The 19,217-nt window shown below is 71.8% G+C and carries 16 protein-coding genes; 10 read left to right on the top strand and 6 right to left on the bottom strand.

The features are described from left to right. Positions 1–184: 184 nt before the first annotated feature. Both ACWD5D_RS29780 and ACWD5D_RS29775 read right to left on the bottom strand, forming a co-directional pair. Positions 185–1,183 carry a LacI family DNA-binding transcriptional regulator gene (locus tag ACWD5D_RS29780; protein WP_451375854.1) on the bottom strand — a complete coding sequence of 333 codons (999 nt, stop codon included), beginning with the start codon at positions 1,181–1,183 and terminating at the stop codon, positions 185–187. Between the two features lie 154 nt (positions 1,184–1,337). Next, entirely contained in the window at positions 1,338–2,012 is a 675-nt protein-coding gene (locus tag ACWD5D_RS29775) for an MmyB family transcriptional regulator (protein WP_451375853.1), read from the bottom strand. 239 nt (positions 2,013–2,251) lie between these two features. On the opposite strand from ACWD5D_RS29775, the gene ACWD5D_RS29770 reads away from it, so the two are divergent. Beyond that, on the top strand, positions 2,252–2,908 hold the full coding sequence (locus tag ACWD5D_RS29770) for a helix-turn-helix domain-containing protein (RefSeq protein ID WP_451375852.1): 657 nt from the start codon (positions 2,252–2,254) through the stop codon (positions 2,906–2,908). Positions 2,909–3,128: 220 nt separating this feature from the next. Further along, on the top strand, positions 3,129–3,356 hold the full coding sequence (locus ACWD5D_RS29765; protein WP_451375851.1) for a hypothetical protein: 228 nt from the start codon (positions 3,129–3,131) through the stop codon (positions 3,354–3,356). Between the two features lie 90 nt (positions 3,357–3,446). Here the strand turns inward: ACWD5D_RS29765 and ACWD5D_RS29760 are convergent, their stop codons facing one another. Together ACWD5D_RS29760 and ACWD5D_RS29755 are read right to left on the bottom strand one after the other, a co-directional pair. After that, entirely contained in the window at positions 3,447–4,127 is a 681-nt protein-coding gene (locus ACWD5D_RS29760) for a 4'-phosphopantetheinyl transferase family protein (protein ID WP_451375850.1), read from the bottom strand. Continuing rightward, a complete protein-coding gene (locus tag ACWD5D_RS29755) occupies positions 4,075–4,980 on the bottom strand; it encodes a metallophosphoesterase family protein (protein WP_451375849.1) in 906 nt (301 codons plus the stop codon). The genes ACWD5D_RS29760 and ACWD5D_RS29755 overlap by 53 nt, the downstream gene beginning before the upstream one ends. A gap of 384 nt (positions 4,981–5,364) precedes the next feature. Here ACWD5D_RS29755 and ACWD5D_RS29750 point away from each other — a divergent pair, with 384 nt between their 5' ends. Beyond that, positions 5,365–6,492, top strand: a complete 1,128-nt coding sequence (locus ACWD5D_RS29750; protein WP_451375848.1) for an ATP-grasp domain-containing protein — start codon at positions 5,365–5,367, stop codon at positions 6,490–6,492. Positions 6,493–6,685: 193 nt separating this feature from the next. Then, positions 6,686–8,371 (top strand): carbohydrate binding domain-containing protein, encoded by a 1,686-nt coding sequence (locus tag ACWD5D_RS29745; protein ID WP_451375847.1) that lies wholly within the window; start codon positions 6,686–6,688, stop codon positions 8,369–8,371. 167 nt (positions 8,372–8,538) lie between these two features. Here the strand turns inward: ACWD5D_RS29745 and ACWD5D_RS29740 are convergent, their stop codons facing one another. Continuing rightward, on the bottom strand, positions 8,539–9,876 hold the full coding sequence (locus tag ACWD5D_RS29740) for a 6-phospho-beta-glucosidase (RefSeq protein ID WP_451375846.1): 1,338 nt from the start codon (positions 9,874–9,876) through the stop codon (positions 8,539–8,541). Between the two features lie 129 nt (positions 9,877–10,005). On the opposite strand from ACWD5D_RS29740, the gene ACWD5D_RS29735 reads away from it, so the two are divergent. Continuing rightward, on the top strand, positions 10,006–10,614 hold the full coding sequence (locus ACWD5D_RS29735; protein WP_451375845.1) for a DUF4981 domain-containing protein: 609 nt from the start codon (positions 10,006–10,008) through the stop codon (positions 10,612–10,614). 170 nt (positions 10,615–10,784) lie between these two features. Next, positions 10,785–12,221 carry a glycoside hydrolase family 16 protein gene (locus ACWD5D_RS29730; RefSeq protein ID WP_451375844.1) on the top strand — a complete coding sequence of 479 codons (1,437 nt, stop codon included), beginning with the start codon at positions 10,785–10,787 and terminating at the stop codon, positions 12,219–12,221. A 50-nt stretch (positions 12,222–12,271) separates the two neighbouring features. Here the strand turns inward: ACWD5D_RS29730 and ACWD5D_RS29725 are convergent, their stop codons facing one another. After that, positions 12,272–13,258 carry a helix-turn-helix domain-containing protein gene (locus ACWD5D_RS29725; protein WP_451375843.1) on the bottom strand — a complete coding sequence of 329 codons (987 nt, stop codon included), beginning with the start codon at positions 13,256–13,258 and terminating at the stop codon, positions 12,272–12,274. A gap of 145 nt (positions 13,259–13,403) precedes the next feature. Here ACWD5D_RS29725 and tkt point away from each other — a divergent pair, with 145 nt between their 5' ends. The 4 genes from tkt to opcA are packed head-to-tail and all read left to right on the top strand — an operon-like array spanning position 13,404 to position 19,217. After that, positions 13,404–15,479: a transketolase gene (gene tkt / locus ACWD5D_RS29720; protein ID WP_451375842.1), complete on the top strand. Its 2,076-nt coding sequence runs from the start codon at positions 13,404–13,406 to the stop codon at positions 15,477–15,479. A gap of 50 nt (positions 15,480–15,529) precedes the next feature. Then, positions 15,530–16,705: a transaldolase gene (tal, locus tag ACWD5D_RS29715; protein ID WP_451375841.1), complete on the top strand. Its 1,176-nt coding sequence runs from the start codon at positions 15,530–15,532 to the stop codon at positions 16,703–16,705. Next, positions 16,702–18,294: a glucose-6-phosphate dehydrogenase gene (gene zwf, locus ACWD5D_RS29710; RefSeq protein WP_451375840.1), complete on the top strand. Its 1,593-nt coding sequence runs from the start codon at positions 16,702–16,704 to the stop codon at positions 18,292–18,294. The genes tal and zwf overlap by 4 nt, the downstream gene beginning before the upstream one ends. Further along, entirely contained in the window at positions 18,291–19,217 is a 927-nt protein-coding gene (opcA, locus tag ACWD5D_RS29705) for a glucose-6-phosphate dehydrogenase assembly protein OpcA (protein ID WP_451375839.1), read from the top strand. Before zwf ends, opcA begins: the two co-directional genes overlap by 4 nt.

Here is a 19,217-nt window from a genome sequence, read left to right as displayed (position 1 = left end):
GTCCCACCGGGTACGGGGGCTGGGCCCCGTACCCGGGCGCAGGGCGATGGCCTCGCGGTGGAGGCTGAGGAGGGAACCGCGGTCGCGCCGCTCACCGGGTCGTCGCCGTCTGAACCGACGAGAGGCCACCGCAAAATGTCGTGTGGAATCTGAAATTGCTCAACAGTGCCGGATCCGCCGGATCTCAGTCGCGCGGGGCTTGCGCGGTGGAGCCGCGGACCACCAGTTCCGGCTCGAACAGCAGTTCCTCCGCGGCTACGGCGGTGCCCCCGATCTGCGCGCTCAGCAGTTCCACGGCCGCCCGGCCCATGGCCTCGATGGGCTGACGGACGGTGGTGAGCGGGGGTTCGGTGCAGTTCATGAAGGCCGAGTCGTCGTAGCCGACGACGGAGACCTGGCCGGGGACGTCGAGCCCCTTGCGGCGAGCGGCACGGACGGCACCGAGGGCGAGGGGGTCACTGGCGCAGATGATGCCGGTCACGCCGCGGTCGATCAGCCGGGAGGCTGCCGCGTGACCGCCCTCGATGGAGAAGATGGCCCGCCCGACGAACTCGTCCGGCAGGTCACCGGCGATCGCGCGCGCGGCGGCGAGTTTGCGCGCGGAGGGCATGTGGTCGCCGGGACCGAGGACCAGACCGATCCGCTCGTGGCCGAGGGACGCCAGATGCCGCCAGGCCTGCTCGACGGCCACGGTGTCGTCGCAGGACACGGCCGGGAAGCCGAGGCGTTCGATGGCCGCGTTGACCAGGACGACCGGGATGTTGCGGTCGTCGAGCAGCCGGTAGTGGTCGTGCGGCGCGTCGGCCTGCGCGTACAGGCCGCCGGCGAAGACCACGCCGGACACCTGCTGCTGGAGCAGCAGTTCGACGTAGTCCGCCTCGGAGACGCCGCCCTTGGTCTGCGTGCACAGCACGGGGGTCAGTCCGAGCTGGGCGAGCGCACCGCCGATGACCTCGGCGAACGCCGGGAAGATGGGGTTCTGCAGCTCGGGCAGGACGAGGCCGACCAGCCGGGCGCGTTCGCCGCGCAGCTGGGTGGGCCGCTCGTAGCCGAGGACGTCGAGGGCCGAGAGGACCGCCTGCCGGGTGACGTCGGAGACCCCGGGCTTGCCGTTGAGCACCCGGCTCACCGTAGCCTCGCTGACCCCGACCTTCTTCGCCACTTCCGCAAGTCGTCGCGTCATGCGCGCAAGCGTAGCGCAATTTACGCAAACTGTTTGCGTAAGCGCAGACCCGAGAGCGAGCGCCTGGGGAAGACGGGACCCGAAGAGTGGCGGGGGCGCGAGGAGATGTTTCCGGCCCGGCGCCGTCGGCGACCTGAACGCCGACGGGGCCGGGTCAGTTCCGGGAGGCCGGGACGACCGTCAGATGCGCGGGCTCGCCGCGCGGCCGGCGGGGCCCCCGCGCCGTCGCGGCAGGGCGGCGGGCGGCGTCGCGCAGGACCATCGTCAGGCGTCGGTGACCGAGATCGCGCAGGGCCGGGGGCGTCTCGTCGACGATGCGGCACTCGGAGGCACCGCGGCGCGGGTCGGGGTGGAGCAGGAGGCGTACGGCGCCGTCGAGCCGGGTTCCCGACTCGCCGACGGCGCTGATCCAGTGCGCGAGACCCTGCCGGTAGGCGGCGTCCATGATCGGGTCGTGGGCGATGTCCCGCCGGATGGCCTGGAGTTCGTGGTCGTGGCCGTGGTCGTCCACGGCGGTCTTGAACTGGGCCAGCATCGGCAGACACCAGGCCGCCTCGTGTTCGCCGAGGATCTCGCCGGCGTCCGGATGGAACAGGACGAACCGCAGGAAGTTCTCCCCGGGCATGGCCGTGGCGTGGGGGCGGACGCCGCGGAAGAGTGTCTCGAACGCGCTGTTGGCCATGACCACGTTCCAGCGGTGGTCCACGACGAGCGACGGGAAGGGGACGGCCTCGACGAGCGCGGCGTAGTCCTGGAGGTACGCCCGGACCTCACAGCTCTCGGGGACGGGCCGCGGTGCCGATCGCTCCCCTCCTGCCTGATGTGCCATCGGGCGGTCACCCCTCTTGCCTCTGCGGCCTTGACGCGGCCCTGCGATCCTGCGGCCCGCGACGAGCCGTGTCAACTATCGTGGCATTTCGTGCCGGTTGACGGCTGAAATTCGCCACAGTTGTGGCGGGACCTGGATGTGGGTTCGAGGCACGGGCTACTCTCCGGGAAGTTCACGGTGACCACACATCAGAAACACGGACACATCTGAAACGCTCGAGAGACGTAGGAGTTCTGTCGGTGACGGATGGCTACGAGGATCCGGGCGCCGCGGCGACCGCTCAGCTGCCGGCCGTCGTCGCCCGCGTCACCGCGCTCGCCGACCGGCTCGGCGTGCCGCACGCCGAGGTCTTCGACGTCGGGCGGCTCTCGGTCGCCTGCGGTGTCCCCGAGCCGGTGGTGGGGACCCTGCTCGGCGGCCGGCCCGCGGGCGAGCGGGACGTACAGGCCCGTTTCCTGCAGCGCCTGGACCTGCTGCGCCGCACCCGGCTGAAGCCGGGCGGCCGCAAGTACACCCAGCAGGAGATCGCCGACGGCGCGGGCATGTCCCGGCAGCAGGCCGGCGCCCTCATCAACGGCGACCGGCGGCCCACCATGGAGCACTGCGACGCGTTGCAGCGGTTCTTCCGCGTGCACGCGGGCTACCTGACGGCTGAGGACCCGGAGGCGCTTGCGGGGGCGTTGCAGCGCACGGAACAGGAGTTGCTGCAGAAGCTCGCCGACCGGGAGCGGGCGGCGCAGGCGGCGGCCGAAGATCCGCTGGAACGGCTGCTGCAGGACCACGGGGTGCGCGGAATCGCCTGGCGCGCGGCTCAACTCCCCACCGACCAGCACCGGGACAAGGTCGCCGAGTGGCTCGACATGCTTCTGGAGAGCGTCAAGCGCCCCGAGTCGTGAGCCCGATCCGCCGCACGCGCGTCACGCCGGCCGGGGCGCCGGACCGCCTGCGCCGAGCGGGCGAACCGGCGTGCGCGGACCCCCGGTCGGGCGACGGCCCGAGCGCAGCCACGAGGGCGTTGTCAGTGGCGGACGGCAAGCTGGAGACGTGCGCCGCGGACGCGGCGTGCGGCGCCGCAGGGCGCGTGATCCGTGACGCCGAACCGGGGAGAGCCGACCGATGCACACCGCCGTACTGACGGACCGTGAGCGCACCGCCGTCCAGGCCTATCTGCGCCTGCTGCACACCGTGCGCGCCGCCTTCGACGGACCACCCGACGGCCCCAGGCCCGTCGTCCTGCCGCCCGCCGTGCTCGCCGAGGCGGACGGGGCGCTCGCGCGTGCCGGACTCGCGGGAAACGAGGAGGAGTTCTTCCGGCTGCTGCGCGAGTGGTGCCCGCCGGAGTGAGTCCGGCCCGAGCCGGGCCGGCAGGTCCCTCGGCGACCTTCGCGCCGGCCCGCCCGGATGCGCGGGCGGCGGTCCTCGCGTTCGACTGCCTCAGGGGCGCGGGACGGTCACCACCGTCAGGACCAGGCCGCCCTGGATCAGCCAGCGCCCCTCGAAACCGCTCAGGCGGACGCCGCCCACCACCGGTCCGGGGACCAGGAGCCGGGCGTGGAAGCGGCCGCGGGTGCCGTCGCCCGGAGCGGGGGCGAGCTCGATGTCGGCCTCGGAGAAGTCGAGCCAGGCGTGCGTGAGCGGGAACCACGCCTTGTACACGGACTCCTTTGCGCTGAACAGCAGCCGGTCCCAGTGGACGGTGGGACGGCCGGCGCCCAGGGCGCGGTGCCGGTCCCGCTCCGGGGGCAGCGAGATGGCGGCGAAGACGCCGTCCGGCAGCGCCGCGTGCTCCTCGGCGTCGATCCCGAGGGAGGCGAGGTCGGCGGTGCGCACCAGGGCTGCCGCACGGTAGCCGTCGCAGTGGGTCATGCTGCCGGCCAGCCCCTTCGGCCAGCGCGGAGCGCCGCGCTCGCCGGTCAGGACGGGCTGCGGGGGCACCCCGAGCTTCTCCATGGCGCGCCGGGCGCAGACGCGGACGGCCGTGAACTCGCGGCGCCGCTTGGCCACCGCGCGTGCCACGAGCGGCTGTTCCTCCGGGTACAGCGAGCCGGTCTCCGTCCCCGGGTCACCGAACGCCTCCACGGCCACGACCGACTCCGGGAGCAGTTCCTCGATCACCGGGCCCGACCTCCATCGGCAGTATGCGGCGCAGTCGTCCGGGGCGTTCCGGGCGCTTCTGCCACTCGCGGGGGTACCCCACGGAGACCTCTTCGAAGCGGACCCCGTCCAGCCAGGTGGTCCGCGGAATGTGCAGGTGGCCGTAGACCATGGTGGTGACGCGGAACCGGCGGTGCCAGTCGGCGGTGAGCCGGGTGCCGCACCACATGGCGAACTCCGGGTGCCACAGCACGTCCGTCGGGTGCCGGTCCAGCGGGTAGTGGCCCGCGAGCACGGTCGGCAGGTCGTCGGGCAGCTCGGCGAGCCTGCGCTCGGTCGCGGCGACGCGGGCGCGGCACCAGTCCTCGCGGGTCGGGTAGGGGTCGGGGTGCAGCAGGTGCTCGTCGTTGCAGACGATGCCGGTGCTCTCCGCGTAGGCCAGGCCCTCCGCCTTGGTCGCGCAGCCGGCCGGCAGGAAGGAGTAGTCGTACAGCAGGAACAGGGGGGCGACGACGACCGGGCCGCCGGGGCCGCGCCACACGGGGTAGGGGTCCTCGGGGGTGATCACGCCGAGTTCGCGGCACACGGCGACGAGATGCTCGTAGCGGGCGACGCCACGCAGCGTGACGGGGTCGCGCGGGTGGGTCCACAGGTCGTGGTTGCCGGGGGCCCACAGGACGGTGTGGAAGCGGTCCGCGAGGGTGGCCAGGGTCCAGCGGATGTCGGCGACGGTCTCGGCGATGTCCCCGGCCACGATCAGCCAGTCGTCGTCGGTGCGGGGGCGCATGCGCTCGACGAGGGCGCGGTTCTCGGGGTAGGTGATGTGCAGGTCGCTGATGGCCAGCAGCTGTCCGGCCCCGGCCGTCGGCTCCACCCCGCCTCCTTCCGAGCGTCGCGTCGCTCCACGACAACACATGTCACCGGACGGGGCAAGGGGAGTCCCGACCGAGGACCGTCCGAGGACTGGCCACGGACCGGTCGAAGAGCGAGGGGGACCGGCCACGGACCGGCCGGGCAGTGTCCCGGGGGCGGCGCGGCGATGACCGGGGAGCGGCCGGGCCGTGGCCGGCGAACGGCCGTACGGGACCGAGGAATTCCGTAACACCGGCGTTGCACGCGCAGGCCCCGGGAAGCCCTATGATCGCCCCAACACCACCGTCCAACTCCCTTTTCCCTGGGGCGGTTCGGTGTCCCTTCCTCCCTCCTGCCCGGGCACGGGCCGCTGAGCCCTGCCCGAAAACCGTGAAAGGCGGCCTGGATGATCTCTCGCGTACGCGTCTGGCTCAACCGCACGTACGCGGAGAACGTGTTCTTCATGGATCAGCTGCGGAGAAATCCCGGCGACCGTGCGGTCGAGATCCACGCCACCCACGGTGACCCCGACTCCCCGGTGCTGGCCGCCGCCGACACCGCCGACCTGGAGCCGGAGGGCCTGTCCCCGGCCGGGTACGTCGAGTACGCCCTGGACCAGTGCGCGCGGCGCGGCATCGACGTCTTCGTGCCCCGGTTGCACCAGGCGGCGATCGTGGCGCACCGTGCCGACTTCGAGGCGGTGGGTACGGCGCTGCTGGCGCCGACGCCGCAGGCGGTGGCCGTCTTCGAGGACAAGGCGACCGCGTACGAGGCGGTTCGCTCGGTGGGCGTCCCGGTGCCGCCGTGGTGGCGGGTGCGGACGGCGGAGGAACTCGTCGCCGCCGTCGAGGAGTTGGAGGCGGCCGGGCACCGGGCCTGCTTCAAGCCGGCGGCCGGCGCGGGCGGGGTGGGCTTCCGGGTGATCACCCGCGCCCCCTTCTCGCTCACGCACCTGAACGGCTTCCCCGGGCCGCACGTCCAGCTGGACCTGGTCGTCGAGGCGCTGCGGCGGGCGGAGGAGCCGGTGGACTGGCTGGTGATGCCGCGGCTGGAGGAGCCGGAGGTGTCGGTGGACTGCCTGACCGGTGCGGACAACCGGGTCCGGATGGCGGTGGGCCGCACCAAGAACGGCCGCCGGCGCGGCTTCACGCTGCACAGCCAGTGGCTGGAGCCGGCCCGGCTGATCGCGGAGGGGTTCGGGCTGCACTACCTGTCCAACATCCAGTTCCGCATGTTCGGCGACCGCCCCGTGTTGCTCGACGTCAACACGAGGCCCGCCGGTGGCCTGCACCAGCTGTCGCTGTGCGGCGTGAACGCGCCCTGGGCCGCGGTGCGGTTGGCGCTGGGCGAGGACCCCGGGGTGATCGACCCGCCGTTCCTGGGGCAGGACTACGCGGTGGTGTCGGGGCCGCGGCCGCTGCGGATGGCGTCCCTGCCACAGCAACGGGTCCAGGAGGCACAGGTGTTGCTGTCGGCACCGGCTCCTGCCCAGTCCGCTTCGGCGGCCGAGGCGGCCGAGGTGCTGCCTCTGTAGGCCGGCTGCCGGGTGCGGGTCCGTTGTGGTCGTTCGCGCAGTTCCCCGCACCCCTGGGTTGCCGCCCTTCCCGGTATGGACCAATTCTGCGTGCCTTCTTGACAGTTGGATTGGTCCATACCAACTTGGTTGACGCACCGCTTCCGCACTCCCCTGCACTCCCGAACACCCCTCATCCCCACAGGGAGATCGCGTGCGCCACATACTCGGGCGTCCCAGACGCCGGTTCCTCGCCCTGCTCGGCTCCGCCGTTCTCGCGTTCGGCGGGGCCATCGCACTGCCGGGCACCGCTCAGGCGGCCAACATCCTCACCAACGCCGGTTTCGAGTCGGGCAGTCTCTCCCCCTGGAGCTGCACCGGCAACCTCGGTTCCGTCGTCTCCTCCCCCGTGCACGGCGGCTCCAAGGCCCTCCAGGGCGCCGCGTCCGCCAGCGACAACGCGCAGTGCACCCAGACCGTCGCGGTCCAGCCGAACACGACGTACAGTCTCAGCGGCTGGGTCCGCGGCTCGTACGTCTACCTCGGCGTGAACGGCGGCGCCTCCAACTGGACGACGTCCCCGTCCGCGTACAGCCAGCTCACCGTCTCCTTCACCACCGGCGCCTCGCAGACCAGCGCGACCGTCTACGTGCACGGCTGGTACGCGCAGGGCACCTACTGGGCCGACGACATCAGCCTGGACGGCCCGGGCGGCGGAGGCGGCGGGGACACCCAGGCCCCGACCGCGCCCGGTGGGCTCACCTCGACCGGCAAGACGTCGTCCAGCGTGTCGCTCGGCTGGAACGCCGCCACCGACAACGTGGGCGTGACCGGGTACGACGTCTACAGCGGCGCGACCAGGATGACGAGCGTCTCCGGCACGTCCGCCACGGTCGGCGGGCTGTCACCGAGCACGTCGTACACCTTCACGGTGAAGGCGCGGGACGCGGCCGGGAACACCTCGCCGGCCTCCAACTCCGTGAGCGTCACCACGGACGCGGGCTCCGGCGGCGGCACCTCCTTCAAGCAGGCGGCGCCGTACCTGTACGAGGGCTGGGGCGATCCGCCGAACCCGACGACGGTCATGAACGCGACCGGGATCAAGTGGTTCACCATGGCGTTCATGCTGGACTCCGGCGGCTGCACCCCCGCCTGGGACGGCAGCCGGCCGCTGACCGGCGGCGCCGACCAGACCGCCATCAACCAGATCCGCTCGGCGGGCGGTGACATCGTCCCGTCGTTCGGCGGCTGGCAGGGCAGCAAGCTCGGCGCCAACTGCTCCTCCGCGAGCGCGCTCGCCGGAGCCCTGCAGCGGGTGATCGACGCCTACGGCCTCAAGGCGATCGACATGGACATCGAGAACACGGACGAGTTCGAGAACGAGGCCGTGCAGGCGAAGATCCTGACCGCGCTGAAGACGGTCAAGGCCAACAACCCCGGCCTGAAGACCATCGTCACCTTCGGCACCTCGACCACCGGTCCGACCTACTACGGCAACCGGCTCATCGAGCAGGCCCAGTCGCTCGGCGCGGGCATCGACGTGTTCACGATCATGCCGTTCGACTTCGGCGGCGGCTCGGACATGTACGGCAACACCGTGAACGCGGCCGAGGGCCTGAAGGCCAAGCTGAAGTCGACCTTCGGCTGGGACGACGCCACCGCGTACGCGCACATGGGCATCTCCGGCATGAACGGGCTGTCCGACCAGCAGGAGAACACGACGCCTGCGATCTGGACCCAGATCCGTGACTGGGCGAACTCCCACCACATCGCCCGGCTCGCCTACTGGGCCGTCAACCGGGACCGGTCCTGCCCCGGCGGCGGCGTGGTGAGCAACTGCTCCGGCATCAGCCAGAGCACCTGGCAGTTCACCTCGATCACGGCCGGGTTCACCGGCTGACGGTACCGGCACACCGGCCGGTACCCGGATGACGGCGGAGGGCCGCTCGGCGGAGCAGCCCTCCGCTCTTGCCGCGGCGCGAGAGAGTCGGGCTCGGTGGCGTGGGGCGAGCGCCGGCTCGGTGGAGCCAGGCCGCGGCGTACGAGCGTTCCAGCCGGCGCTTGCGGCTACTTCAGGTAGGCCAGGCCCGGATGGACCGCGGTGTAGCCGTCGACCAGCCTGTGGGCCACGTTCACCGAGTCCACCAGCGGATGCAGCGCGAACGCCTTCACGGCCGCCCCGCGGGAGCCGGACTCGGCGGCGGCGAGCACCTCGCGCTCGACGGCCTTCACTGCGCAGACCAGTCCGGTGGCGTGGCCGGGCAGCGGGTCGACGGTGAGGGGATGGGCACCGTTGGCGTCGACGAGGCAGGGGACCTCGATGACCGCGTCGGCGTCGAGAGCGGCGAGGTTGGAGCGGTTGCGGACGTTCAGGATGAGGGTGGCGCGCTCGTCCCGGGCGACGGCCCGCATCAGGGCGAGGGCGACCTTCTCGTAGCCGCCGGACAGGTCGTCCGCCTCGCGTTCGCCGGCGCCGGCACTCTCCCGGTTCTCGGCCATGTACGTCGCCTCGCGCTCGGCGCGGGTGCGGTCCCAGGATGCCAGCGCGGGGACGTCGGGGTTCGCCGCCTCCTCGTAGAAGCGGGCCTGCTGGTCGCGCAGGAAGGCGCCGCGGGTCTGCCCGGCCTCCTGGTAGGCGCGGACGGTCTCCCGGTTGAAGTAGTAGTAGTGCAGGTACTCGTTGGGGACGGCACCGAGGGAGCGGAGCCAGTCGGCGCCGAAGAGCCGGCCCTCCTCGAAGGAGCCCAGCAGGGCCGGGTCGGCGAGCAGACGCGGCAGTTCGTCGCGCCCGGCGATCCGCAGGCCGCGCACCCAGCCGAGGTGGTTGAGGCCGACGTAGTCGACGAAGGCCTCACGGGGGTCGGCGCCGAGGACGCGGGCGATACGGCGGCCGAGCCCGACCGGTGAGTCGCAGATGCCGATGACCCGGTCGCCGAGGTACCGGGACATGGCCTCGGTGACCAGTCCGGCCGGGTTGGTGAAGTTGATGACCCAGGCGTGGGGGGCGAGCCGTGCCACGCGCCGGGCGATGTCGACGGCGACGGGCACGGTCCGCAGACCGTAGGCGATGCCTCCCGCGCCGACGGTCTCCTGTCCGAGCACCCCCTCCGCGAGGGCGACCCGCTCGTCGTCGGCGCGGCCCTGGAGACCGCCGACCCTGATCGCGGAGAAGACGAAGTCGGCGCCGCGCAGCGCCTCGTCGAGGTCGGTCGTGGCCATCACCGTGGGCGCGTCCGGGACACCGGCGGCCTGTTCGGCCAGGACCCGGGTCACCGCGCGCAGCCGGCCGCCGTCCAGGTCGTGCAGGACGACCTCCGTGACCCGCCCTTCGGCGCGGTCCGCCAGCAGTGCACCGTGGACGAGCGGCACCCGGAACCCGCCGCCACCCAGAATCGTCAGCCTCACAGTCGCACCCTAGAGGACGGCCCGGCGGGACGTCCCGCTTGCACCGCCCACTGCGCGGCCATCGAGTCAACGCCGGGGCTTCAGGGCGGCTTCATCCGGGGGTTCCGGGACCACGGAATTCTGCGGCGCGTGAGCGAGGACCAAGGCGGAGGACCGGCCGGGCGCGCGGGCGCCGGGCTGTACGACAACGCTGTCGCCGTGACCGTGACCGTGACCGTGGCCTTGTCCGGGCACAGCCGGGCGCACGACGGCCGCGTCGGAAGCGACCGCGGAAGGGACCTCGGAGGAGACCGCGGAGGAGACCTCGGAAGAGACTTCGGGGGCGAGGCGAGGGCACACCAGGAGCCCGCGGCCCCGGTCGGCATCCGGTGCTTCCGGCACGAGGGGATCGTCCTCCGCAATCAGCAGCTGCGCCGTGGCCTGGACTGGCTGGCGGCGACCTGGGAGCTGTCGGTGGCCGGCCGCCGCGTGCTGAGCGCGCCGGCCGAGCTGCCCGGTCTGCGGCCCGGCGAGACGGCAGCCGTGCCCTTGCCCTTCGCGCTGCCCCGAGGCGGCGGCGACATGTGGCTGACGTTGCGGGTGACGACCGTCGGGAACGAGTCGTGGGCGCCCCGTGGCACGGAGGTCTGCGCACCTCGCGTGCCACTGATCGTGACCGCCGCACCCGGACTCCCCACTCCGTCTGAACCGCCGCTCCTTCAGCGACGTATACGGAGGACACGCGTGTACGTCACATGACCGAGAACCCCGCTGCCGGCAACACCTTTCACGGATTGAACTCCCTTGACGTAGAAGGAGTTTGCTCGCTTTGACTCTTGACGGCCGCAAAGGTGGGGAGCACATTGACGAGACCCTGAGAGCGCTCTCAGGGTGCCCGTCCGTCTCATCCCGCACCCGAGAGGCCCCCCATGAGTGAAACCTCCGGCAGATCGCATACCGACGGCCGCCTTTCCCGCGCACCCGGCCGACGACGGCACTCCGTCCGCCGAGCCCTCGTCGCCGCCCTCGGCACGCTCGCCGTCGCCACGGCCGTCGCGACCGCCGCGACCCTCCCCGCCGGCGCCTCGGCCCCGGCTCCCCCCTCCGGCTGGACCCAGGTCTTCCTCGACGACTTCGACGGCGCGGCGGGCTCCGGGGTCAACACCACCAACTGGCAGTACGACACCGGGACTTCGTACCCCGGTGGCGCCGCCGGCTGGGGCACCGGCGAGATCGAGACGATGACCAAAAGCACCAGCAACGTCTCGCTCGACGGCAACGGCAACCTGCTCATCACCCCGCGCCGGGACGCATCCGGCAACTGGACCTCCGGCCGCATCGAGACGACCCGCACCGACTTCCGGCCACCGGCCGGCGGCAAGCTGCGCGTGCAGGCCCGGATCCAGATGCCGAATGTCACCGGTGCGGCCGCCAAGGGCTACTGGCCGGCGTTCTGGATGCTGGGCTCCCCGTTCCGCGGCAACTACTGGAACTGGCCGGGCGTCGGCGAGCTGGACATCATGGAGAACGTGCAGGGCCTGAACACCGACTGGGCCACGATGCACTGCGGCACCAGCCCGGGCGGCCCCTGCAACGAGACATCCGGGATCGGCGGCTCGACGCCGTGCACCGGTGCGACCTGCCAGGCGGGCTTCCACACCTACGGGATGGAGTGGGACCGTTCGACCAGCCCCGAGGAGATCCGCTTCTACCTCGACGGCGTCAACTTCCACACCGTCAAGGCGAATCAGGTCGACGCGACGACCTGGGCCAACGCCACCGACCACGGGTACTTCGTCATTCTCAACGTGGCGATGGGCGGCGGCTTCCCGGGCGCGTTCGGCGGCGGCCCGGACGCCGGCACCGAGCCGAACCATCCCATGACCGTCGACTACGTGCAGGTGCTGCAGTCCACGGGCGGCGGGGGCGGCACCACTCCCCCGCCCTCCGGCAACCGGAACGCCTACAGCCCCATCCAGGCCGAGTCGTACGACAACCAGTCCGGCGTCGGCACCGAGACGACCTCGGACACGGGCGGCGGACAGAACATCGGCTGGCTCGCGAACGGTGACTGGGCCCTGTACAAGGGCGTCGACTTCGGCTCGACCCCGGCCGGCCAGTTATACGGACGGGTGGCGAGCGGCGCCGGGGCCGGGGTGAGCGGGCTGGTCGAGGTGCGCCTGGACAGTCGCGGCAACGCCCCGGTGGGCAGCTTCGCGGTGGGCGATACCGGGGGCTGGCAGTCGTGGCGGACCGTCCCGGCGAACATCGGCGCGGTGACCGGCACGCACGATGTGTATCTGACGTTCACGAGCGGCCAGCCCGCCGACTTCGTGAACGTGAACTGGTTCGACTTCGGCCACTGACCGAGGCCGGCCGGGCGGCGCACGGGCGCAACAGCCCCGGGGCGCTGCGCCTAACGCAGTTCGGCCCGGAAGGCGACCGGCGTCTGCCCGGTGTGCAGATGAAAGAACTTGGAGAAGTTCGCCGCGTCGGGGAAGCCCACGGCGACCCCGACGCGGCCGATCGGCAGGTCGGTGTGGGCGAGGAGCCGCTTGGCCTCCAGGATCACCCGCTTGTCGATGAAGCCCTTCGGGGTCTCGCCGGTGGCCGCGCGGACGGCGCGCACGAGGGTGCGTCGGGAGTAACCGAGCGCGTCGGCGTAGGCGTTGACGCTGTGGCTGGTGGCGAAGTCGCGCTCGACCGCGTCCCGGAAGAGGGTGAAGGTGGTGTCGGTCTGCTGCCGTGCGGCCTCCGCGGAGCTGGCCGCGAGGTGGGAGAGGCGCAGCAGGAACGCGGTGAGGCCGTGCCGCAGGACCGCCGTGTGCAGGCTGAGCGGGAGCGTGGCGGTGTCCTCGTACTCGCGGCGCAACTGGCCGAGGGAGGCGTCGAGGGCGGCGAGTTGCGCCGGGTCGGGGTGCAGCAGGGGTGGGAGGTCGTAGCGGTACAGGCCGGTGGCCTCGACGGTGGCGCGGGGCAGGAAGCCGGGCTGCATGGCGAGGACGGTGCCGCGGTACTCGCTGGTGCGGGAGAAGCGGTGGACCTGTCCGGGGCGGATCCACAGCAGGTCGCCGGCGGCGGCCTCGTACTCGGCGAAGTCGATCATGTGCCGTACGGGGCCGTCCGTGAACAGCATGACCACGTGGAAGTCGATGCGGTGGACGCGGTCCAGCGGGGCCTCGCCGTGCCACGCGGCCTCGCCGCCCATGGTGCCGATCTGTATGCCGACGCCCCTGACGGCCAGTTCGGTCGGGAAGGGGAACGTCCTGATCCAGTCGCCGCCCTCGCCGGCACCGCCAGCGCCGCCGCTGCCCCCCTTCGCGCCCGCGCCCTGCTCGCCGTCGCCCTGCGTGCCGCCCCCCTGCGTGCCGGCGTCGCCCGCTCGGCCGGTTCTGTCCGCCATGTTCTTTTCGTGCCGTCCTCGTCGCGCGGTGGTGTCCCAGATTCACCACAGGCTGACACACTCCGCCCTTCCGCCGAATAAGTCAGACTTTTAAGTTTGAACGCGTCCGGCCAGCAGACCCGCATCGAACGAGGACTCCTTGAAGATGAGCACGCAGACATCCGACGGCTTCGAGTGGACCGACCTCGACCGGCGCGCCGTGGACACCGCCCGGCTTCTCGCGGCCGATGCCGTGCAGAAGGTCGGCAACGGCCACCCGGGCACCGCGATGAGCCTGGCACCCGCCGCGTACACGATCTTTCAGAAGGTGATGAAGCACGACCCGGCCGACCCGGAGTGGACCGGCCGTGACCGCTTCGTCCTGTCCCCCGGCCACACCTCTCTGACGCTGTACACCCAGCTCTTCCTCGCCGGGTACGAGCTGGAGCTGGACGACCTGAAGGCGTTCCGCACGCACGGTTCGAAGACGCCCGGTCACCCTGAGTACGGGCACACCGCCGGCGTCGAGACCACGACCGGCCCGCTCGGCCAGGGTGCGGCCAACGCGGTGGGCATGGCGATGGCGGCCCGCTACGAGCGCGGCCTGTTCGACCCGGAGGCCCCCGAGGGCACCTCCCCGTTCGATCACACCGTCTGGGCGATCGTCTCCGACGGCGACCTGGAGGAGGGCGTCTCCGCCGAGGCCTCCTCGATGGCCGGCCACCAGAAGCTCGGCAACCTGGTCTTCCTGTACGACGACAACCACATCTCCATCGAGGGCGACACCGCCACCGCCTTCTCCGAGGACGTGCTGAAGCGGTACGAGGCCTACGGCTGGCACACCCAGCGCGTGGAGCCGACCGCGCAGGGCGACGTCGACGTGCCCGCGCTGTACGCGGCGCTGAAGGCGGCACAGGCGGAGACCGGGCGGCCCTCGATCATCGCCATGCGCACGATCATCGCCTGGCCGGCCCCGAACGCGCAGAACACCGAGGCCTCCCACGGCTCGGCCCTCGGCGCGCAGGAGATCGCCGCCACCAAGCGTGTCCTCGGATTCGACCCGGAGCAGAGCTTCGAGGTCGCGGGCGAGGTCCTCGCCCACGCCCGCCGCGCCCTGGACCGGGGTGCCGAGGCGCACGCGGCCTGGGACAAGCGGATCGCCGAGTGGCGCACCGCGAACCCCGAGCGGGCCGCGCTCTTCGACCGGATCAGCAAGGGCGAGCTGCCCGAGGGCTGGCAGGACGCCCTGCCGGTGTTCGAGGAGGGCAAGTCCGTCGCGACCCGTGCCGCCTCCGGCAAGGTGCTGCAGGCGCTCGGCCCGGTCGTCCCCGAGCTGTGGGGCGGCTCCGCCGACCTCGCGGGCTCCAACAACACCACCATCGACAAGTCCAGCTCCTTCCTGCCGAAGGGCAACCCGCTGCCGGGGGCCGACCCGTACGGCCGTACCGTCCACTTCGGCATCCGCGAGTTCTCGATGGCCGCCGAGATGAACGGCATCGCCCTGCACGGCAACACCCGCGTCTACGGCGGCACCTTCCTGGTGTTCTCCGACTACATGCGCAACGCCGTACGGATGTCGGCGCTGATGCAGCTGCCCGTCACGTACGTGTGGACGCACGACTCCGTCGGCCTCGGCGAGGACGGTCCCACCCACCAGCCGGTCGAGCACCTGGCCGCGCTGCGCGCGATTCCGGGCCTGAACGTCGTCCGCCCGGCGGACGCCAACGAGACCGTCGTCGCCTGGGCCGAGATCCTGAAGAGGCACGCCACCGACCCGGCCCCGCACGGGCTCGCGCTGACCCGCCAGGGTGTGCCGACGTACGCGCCGAACGAGGACGCGGCCAAGGGCGGATACGTGCTGCGCGAGTCCTCGACCGAGGTCCCGGAGGTGATCCTCATCGCGACCGGCTCCGAGGTGCAGCTGGCCGTCGCCGCGCGGGAGCTGCTGGAGGCCGAGGGCGTCGGCACCCGCGTGGTGTCCATGCCGTCCGTGGAGTGGTTCGAGCAGCAGCCGCGCGCCTACCGCGAGAGCGTCCTGCCGCCCGCCGTGAAGGCGCGGGTCGCCGTCGAGGCCGGTATCGGTCTGACCTGGTACCGCTTCGTGGGCGACGCGGGACGGATCGTCTCGCTGGAGCACTTCGGTGCCTCCGCCGACGCGAAGACCCTGTTCGCCGAGTACGGCTTCACCCCCGAGAACGTCGCCGCCGCGGCCCGCGAGTCGCTCGCGGCCGCGCAGGTCTGATTCCCCCGGATCGAGCGACAGAGCGACAAAGAAGGACGCGACGAAGAAAGATGAGCACTGTGACCGAAGCAATCGCCACCCCCGGAGCCCTGAAGCGTCTCGCCGACGAGGGCGTGTCGGTCTGGCTGGACGACCTGTCGCGCAAGCGGATCACCTCGGGCAGCCTGGCGGCGCTGGTGGAGAACGGCGGCGTCGTCGGCGTCACCACCAACCCGTCGATCTTCCAGGCCGCCATAGGCTCCGGTGAGGGGTACGAGGAGCAGCTGACCGACCTCGCGGTGCGGGGGGTCACGGTCGACGAGGCGGTGCGGATGATGACGACCGCCGACGTGCGGGACGCCGCCGACCTCCTGCGCCCGGTGTACGACGCCTCCCAGGGCCGTGACGGCCGGGTCTCCATCGAGGTCGACCCCCGCCTCGCGCACGAGACCGCGGCGACCGTCGCGGAGGCCAAGCAGCTGAACTGGCTGGTCGACCGCCCCAACGTGATGATCAAGATCCCGGCGACGAAGGCCGGCCTCCCGGCGATCACCGAGGTCATCGGCCTCGGTATCAGCGTCAACGTGACCCTGATCTTCTCCCTGGAGCGCTACCGCGAGGTCATGGCCGCCTACCTGGCCGGCCTGGAGAAGGCCCGCGAGCGCGGCCTGGACCTGTCGAAGATCCACTCGGTGGCGTCGTTCTTCGTCTCCCGGGTGGACTCCGAGATCGACAAGCGGCTGACCGCCCTCGGCACCGAGGCGGCCCTCGCGCTGAAGGGCCGCGCGGCCCTCGCCAACGCCCGCCTCGCCTACGAGGCCTACGAGGAGGTCTTCGGCTCTGCCGACACTTCGGCACAGCCGTCGGGCTCCGACCGCTGGGCGGCCCTCGCCGGTGACAAGGCGAACGAGCAGCGCCCACTGTGGGCCTCCACCGGTGTGAAGGACCCCGCGTACAAGGACACCCTGTACGTGGACGAGCTGGTCGCGCCCGGCACCGTCAACACCATGCCGGAGGCCACGCTGAACGCCACCGCCGACCACGGCCGGATCACCGGCGACACGGTCACCGGCGGCTACGCGCAGGCCCGCGCCGACCTGGCCGCCGTCGAGCGGCTCGGCATCTCCTACGACGACGTCGTCCGGCAGTTGGAGGACGAAGGCGTCGCCAAGTTCGAGGCGGCCTGGCAGGACCTGCTGGACGCCGTCACCGAGTCCCTGAGGAGCAAGGGAGTGGACGCGCGATGACCACCGAGCCCGCCGAGCCGAAGACGCGCCCCGTCGAGGAGGTGCCCGTCCCCGTCGCCCCGGCGGCCGACTGGGCGAACCCTCTGCAGGACGCCCGCGACCGCCGACTGCCCCGCATCGCGGGTCCCTCCGGCCTTGTCATCTTCGGTGTGACCGGCGACCTGTCCCGCAAGAAGCTGATGCCGGCCGTGTACGACCTGGCCAACCGCGGCCTGCTGCCGCCGGGCTTCTCCCTGGTCGGCTTCGCCCGCCGGGAGTGGGAGGACCAGGACTTCGCGCAGGTCGTGCACGACGCCGTGAAGGAGCACGCCCGTACCCCGTTCCGGGAGGAGGTGTGGCAGCAGCTCGCCGAGGGCATGCGGTTCGTCCCCGGTGACTTCGACGACGACACCGCCTTCAAGCACCTCAAGGAGGCGGTCGACGAGCTGGACGCCTCCCGGGGCACCGGCGGCAACTACGCCTTCTACCTCTCGGTGCCGCCGAAGTTCTTCCCGAAGGTCGTCCAGCAGCTGAAGAAGCACGGCCTGGCGGACGGCCCGGAGGGCTCCTGGCGTCGGGCGGTCATCGAGAAGCCGTTCGGCCACGACCTGGCCAGCGCCCGCGAGCTCAACGCGATCGTGCACGACGTGTTCGAGCCGGACCAGGTGTTCCGGATCGACCACTACCTCGGCAAGGAGACGGTCCAGAACATCCTGGCGCTGCGCTTCGCCAACCAGATGTACGAGCCGATCTGGAACCGCAGTTACGTCGACCACGTGCAGATCACCATGGCCGAGGACATCGGCATCGGCGGCCGGGCCGGCTACTACGACGGCATCGGCGCCGCCCGTGACGTCATCCAGAACCACCTGCTCCAGCTGATGGCGCTGACCGCCATGGAGGAGCCGATCGCGTTCGACGCGGAGGCGCTGCTCACCGAGAAGCTGAAGGTGCTCAAGTCGGTGCGGCTGCCGGAGGACCTCGGCGCGCACACCGTCCGCGGCCAGTACGCGGACGCCTGGCAGGGCGGCGAGAAGGTCGTCGGCTACCTCGAAGAGGACGGCATCGACCCGAAGTCGAAGACCGACACGTTCGCCGCGATCAAGCTCGGTATCGACAACCGCCGCTGGGCGGGCGTCCCGTTCTACCTGCGCACCGGCAAGCGGCTGGGCCGCCGGGTCACCGAGATCGCGGTCGTCTTCCAGCGGGCCCCGCACTCCCCGTTCGACTCCACCGCCACCGAGGAACTGGGCCAGAACGCGATCGTCATCCGCGTCCAGCCCGACGAGGGCATGACCGTCCGGTTCGGCTCCAAGGTGCCGGGCACCTCGATGGAGATCCGGGACGTGTCCATGGACTTCGCCTACGGCGAGTCGTTCACGGAGTCGAGCCCGGAGGCGTACGAGCGGCTCATCCTGGACGTGCTGCTCGGCGACGCCAACCTGTTCCCCCGGCACCAGGAAGTGGAAGAGTCCTGGAAGATCCTCGACCCCATCGAGGAGTACTGGGCGGCAAACGGCACGCCGGCACAGTACGCCTCGGGCAGCTGGGGCCCCGAGGAAGCCGACGAGATGCTCGCACGAGACGGACGGAGCTGGCGCAGGCCATGAAGATCGACCTGACCGACACCACGGCAAGCAAGATCAACAAGGCGCTGGTCGACGGCCGCCGCGCCATCGGCACCCCGGCCGTGGGCATGGTCCTGACGATGGTGATCGTCACGGACGAGGAGAACGCCTACGACGCGATCAAGGCCGCCGAGGAGGCCTCGCACGAGCACCCGATGCGGACCCTGGTGGTCATCAAGCGGCACGTGCGCACCCTGCGCGACCGCACCGCCTCCCGGCTGGACGCCGAGGTACGGGTCGGCACCGAGGCCGGCACCGGCGAGACGGTCGTGCTGCGCACCTACGGCGAGGTGTCCGACCACGCCGACTCCGTGGTGCTGCCGCTGCTGCTGCCGGACGCCCCGGTGGTCGTGTGGTGGCCGGTGGAGGCGCCCGACGCCCCCGCCAAGGACCCGCTCGGCGCGCTCTCCCAGCGGCGGATCACCGACCTGTACGCGTTCGACAAGCCCATGGAGGTACTGGAGACCCGCGCGCGCAACTACGCGCCCGGCGACACCGACCTCGCCTGGACCCGGCTCACCCTGTGGCGCTCCATGCTCGCCGCCGCCCTGGACCAGGCGCGGGTGAAGGTGACGTCGGCGGCTGTGGAGGCCGAGGCGGACAACCCCAGCGCCGAACTCCTCGCGCGCTGGCTCGAGGCCCGGCTGAACGTTTCCGTGGAGCGCGTGGTCAGCGCGGGACCGGTCGTCACGGCCGTGCGCCTGGGCACCGCGAACGGCGAGATCGTCATCGACCGCCCCGAGGGGCCGCTCGCCTCGCTGACCCTGCCGGGCCAGCCGCCGCGCACCCTGGCCCTGAAGGTCCGCCCCACCTCCGAACTCATCGCCGAGGAGCTGCGCCGCCTCGACGCCGACGAGATGTACGCCATCGCCCTCACGGGCGAGGCCACCAAGGAGAACGCCTGA

The organism is Streptomyces sp. NPDC002520 (assembly GCF_053595235.1).
This window is presented reverse-complemented; position numbering and strand designations above follow the sequence as displayed.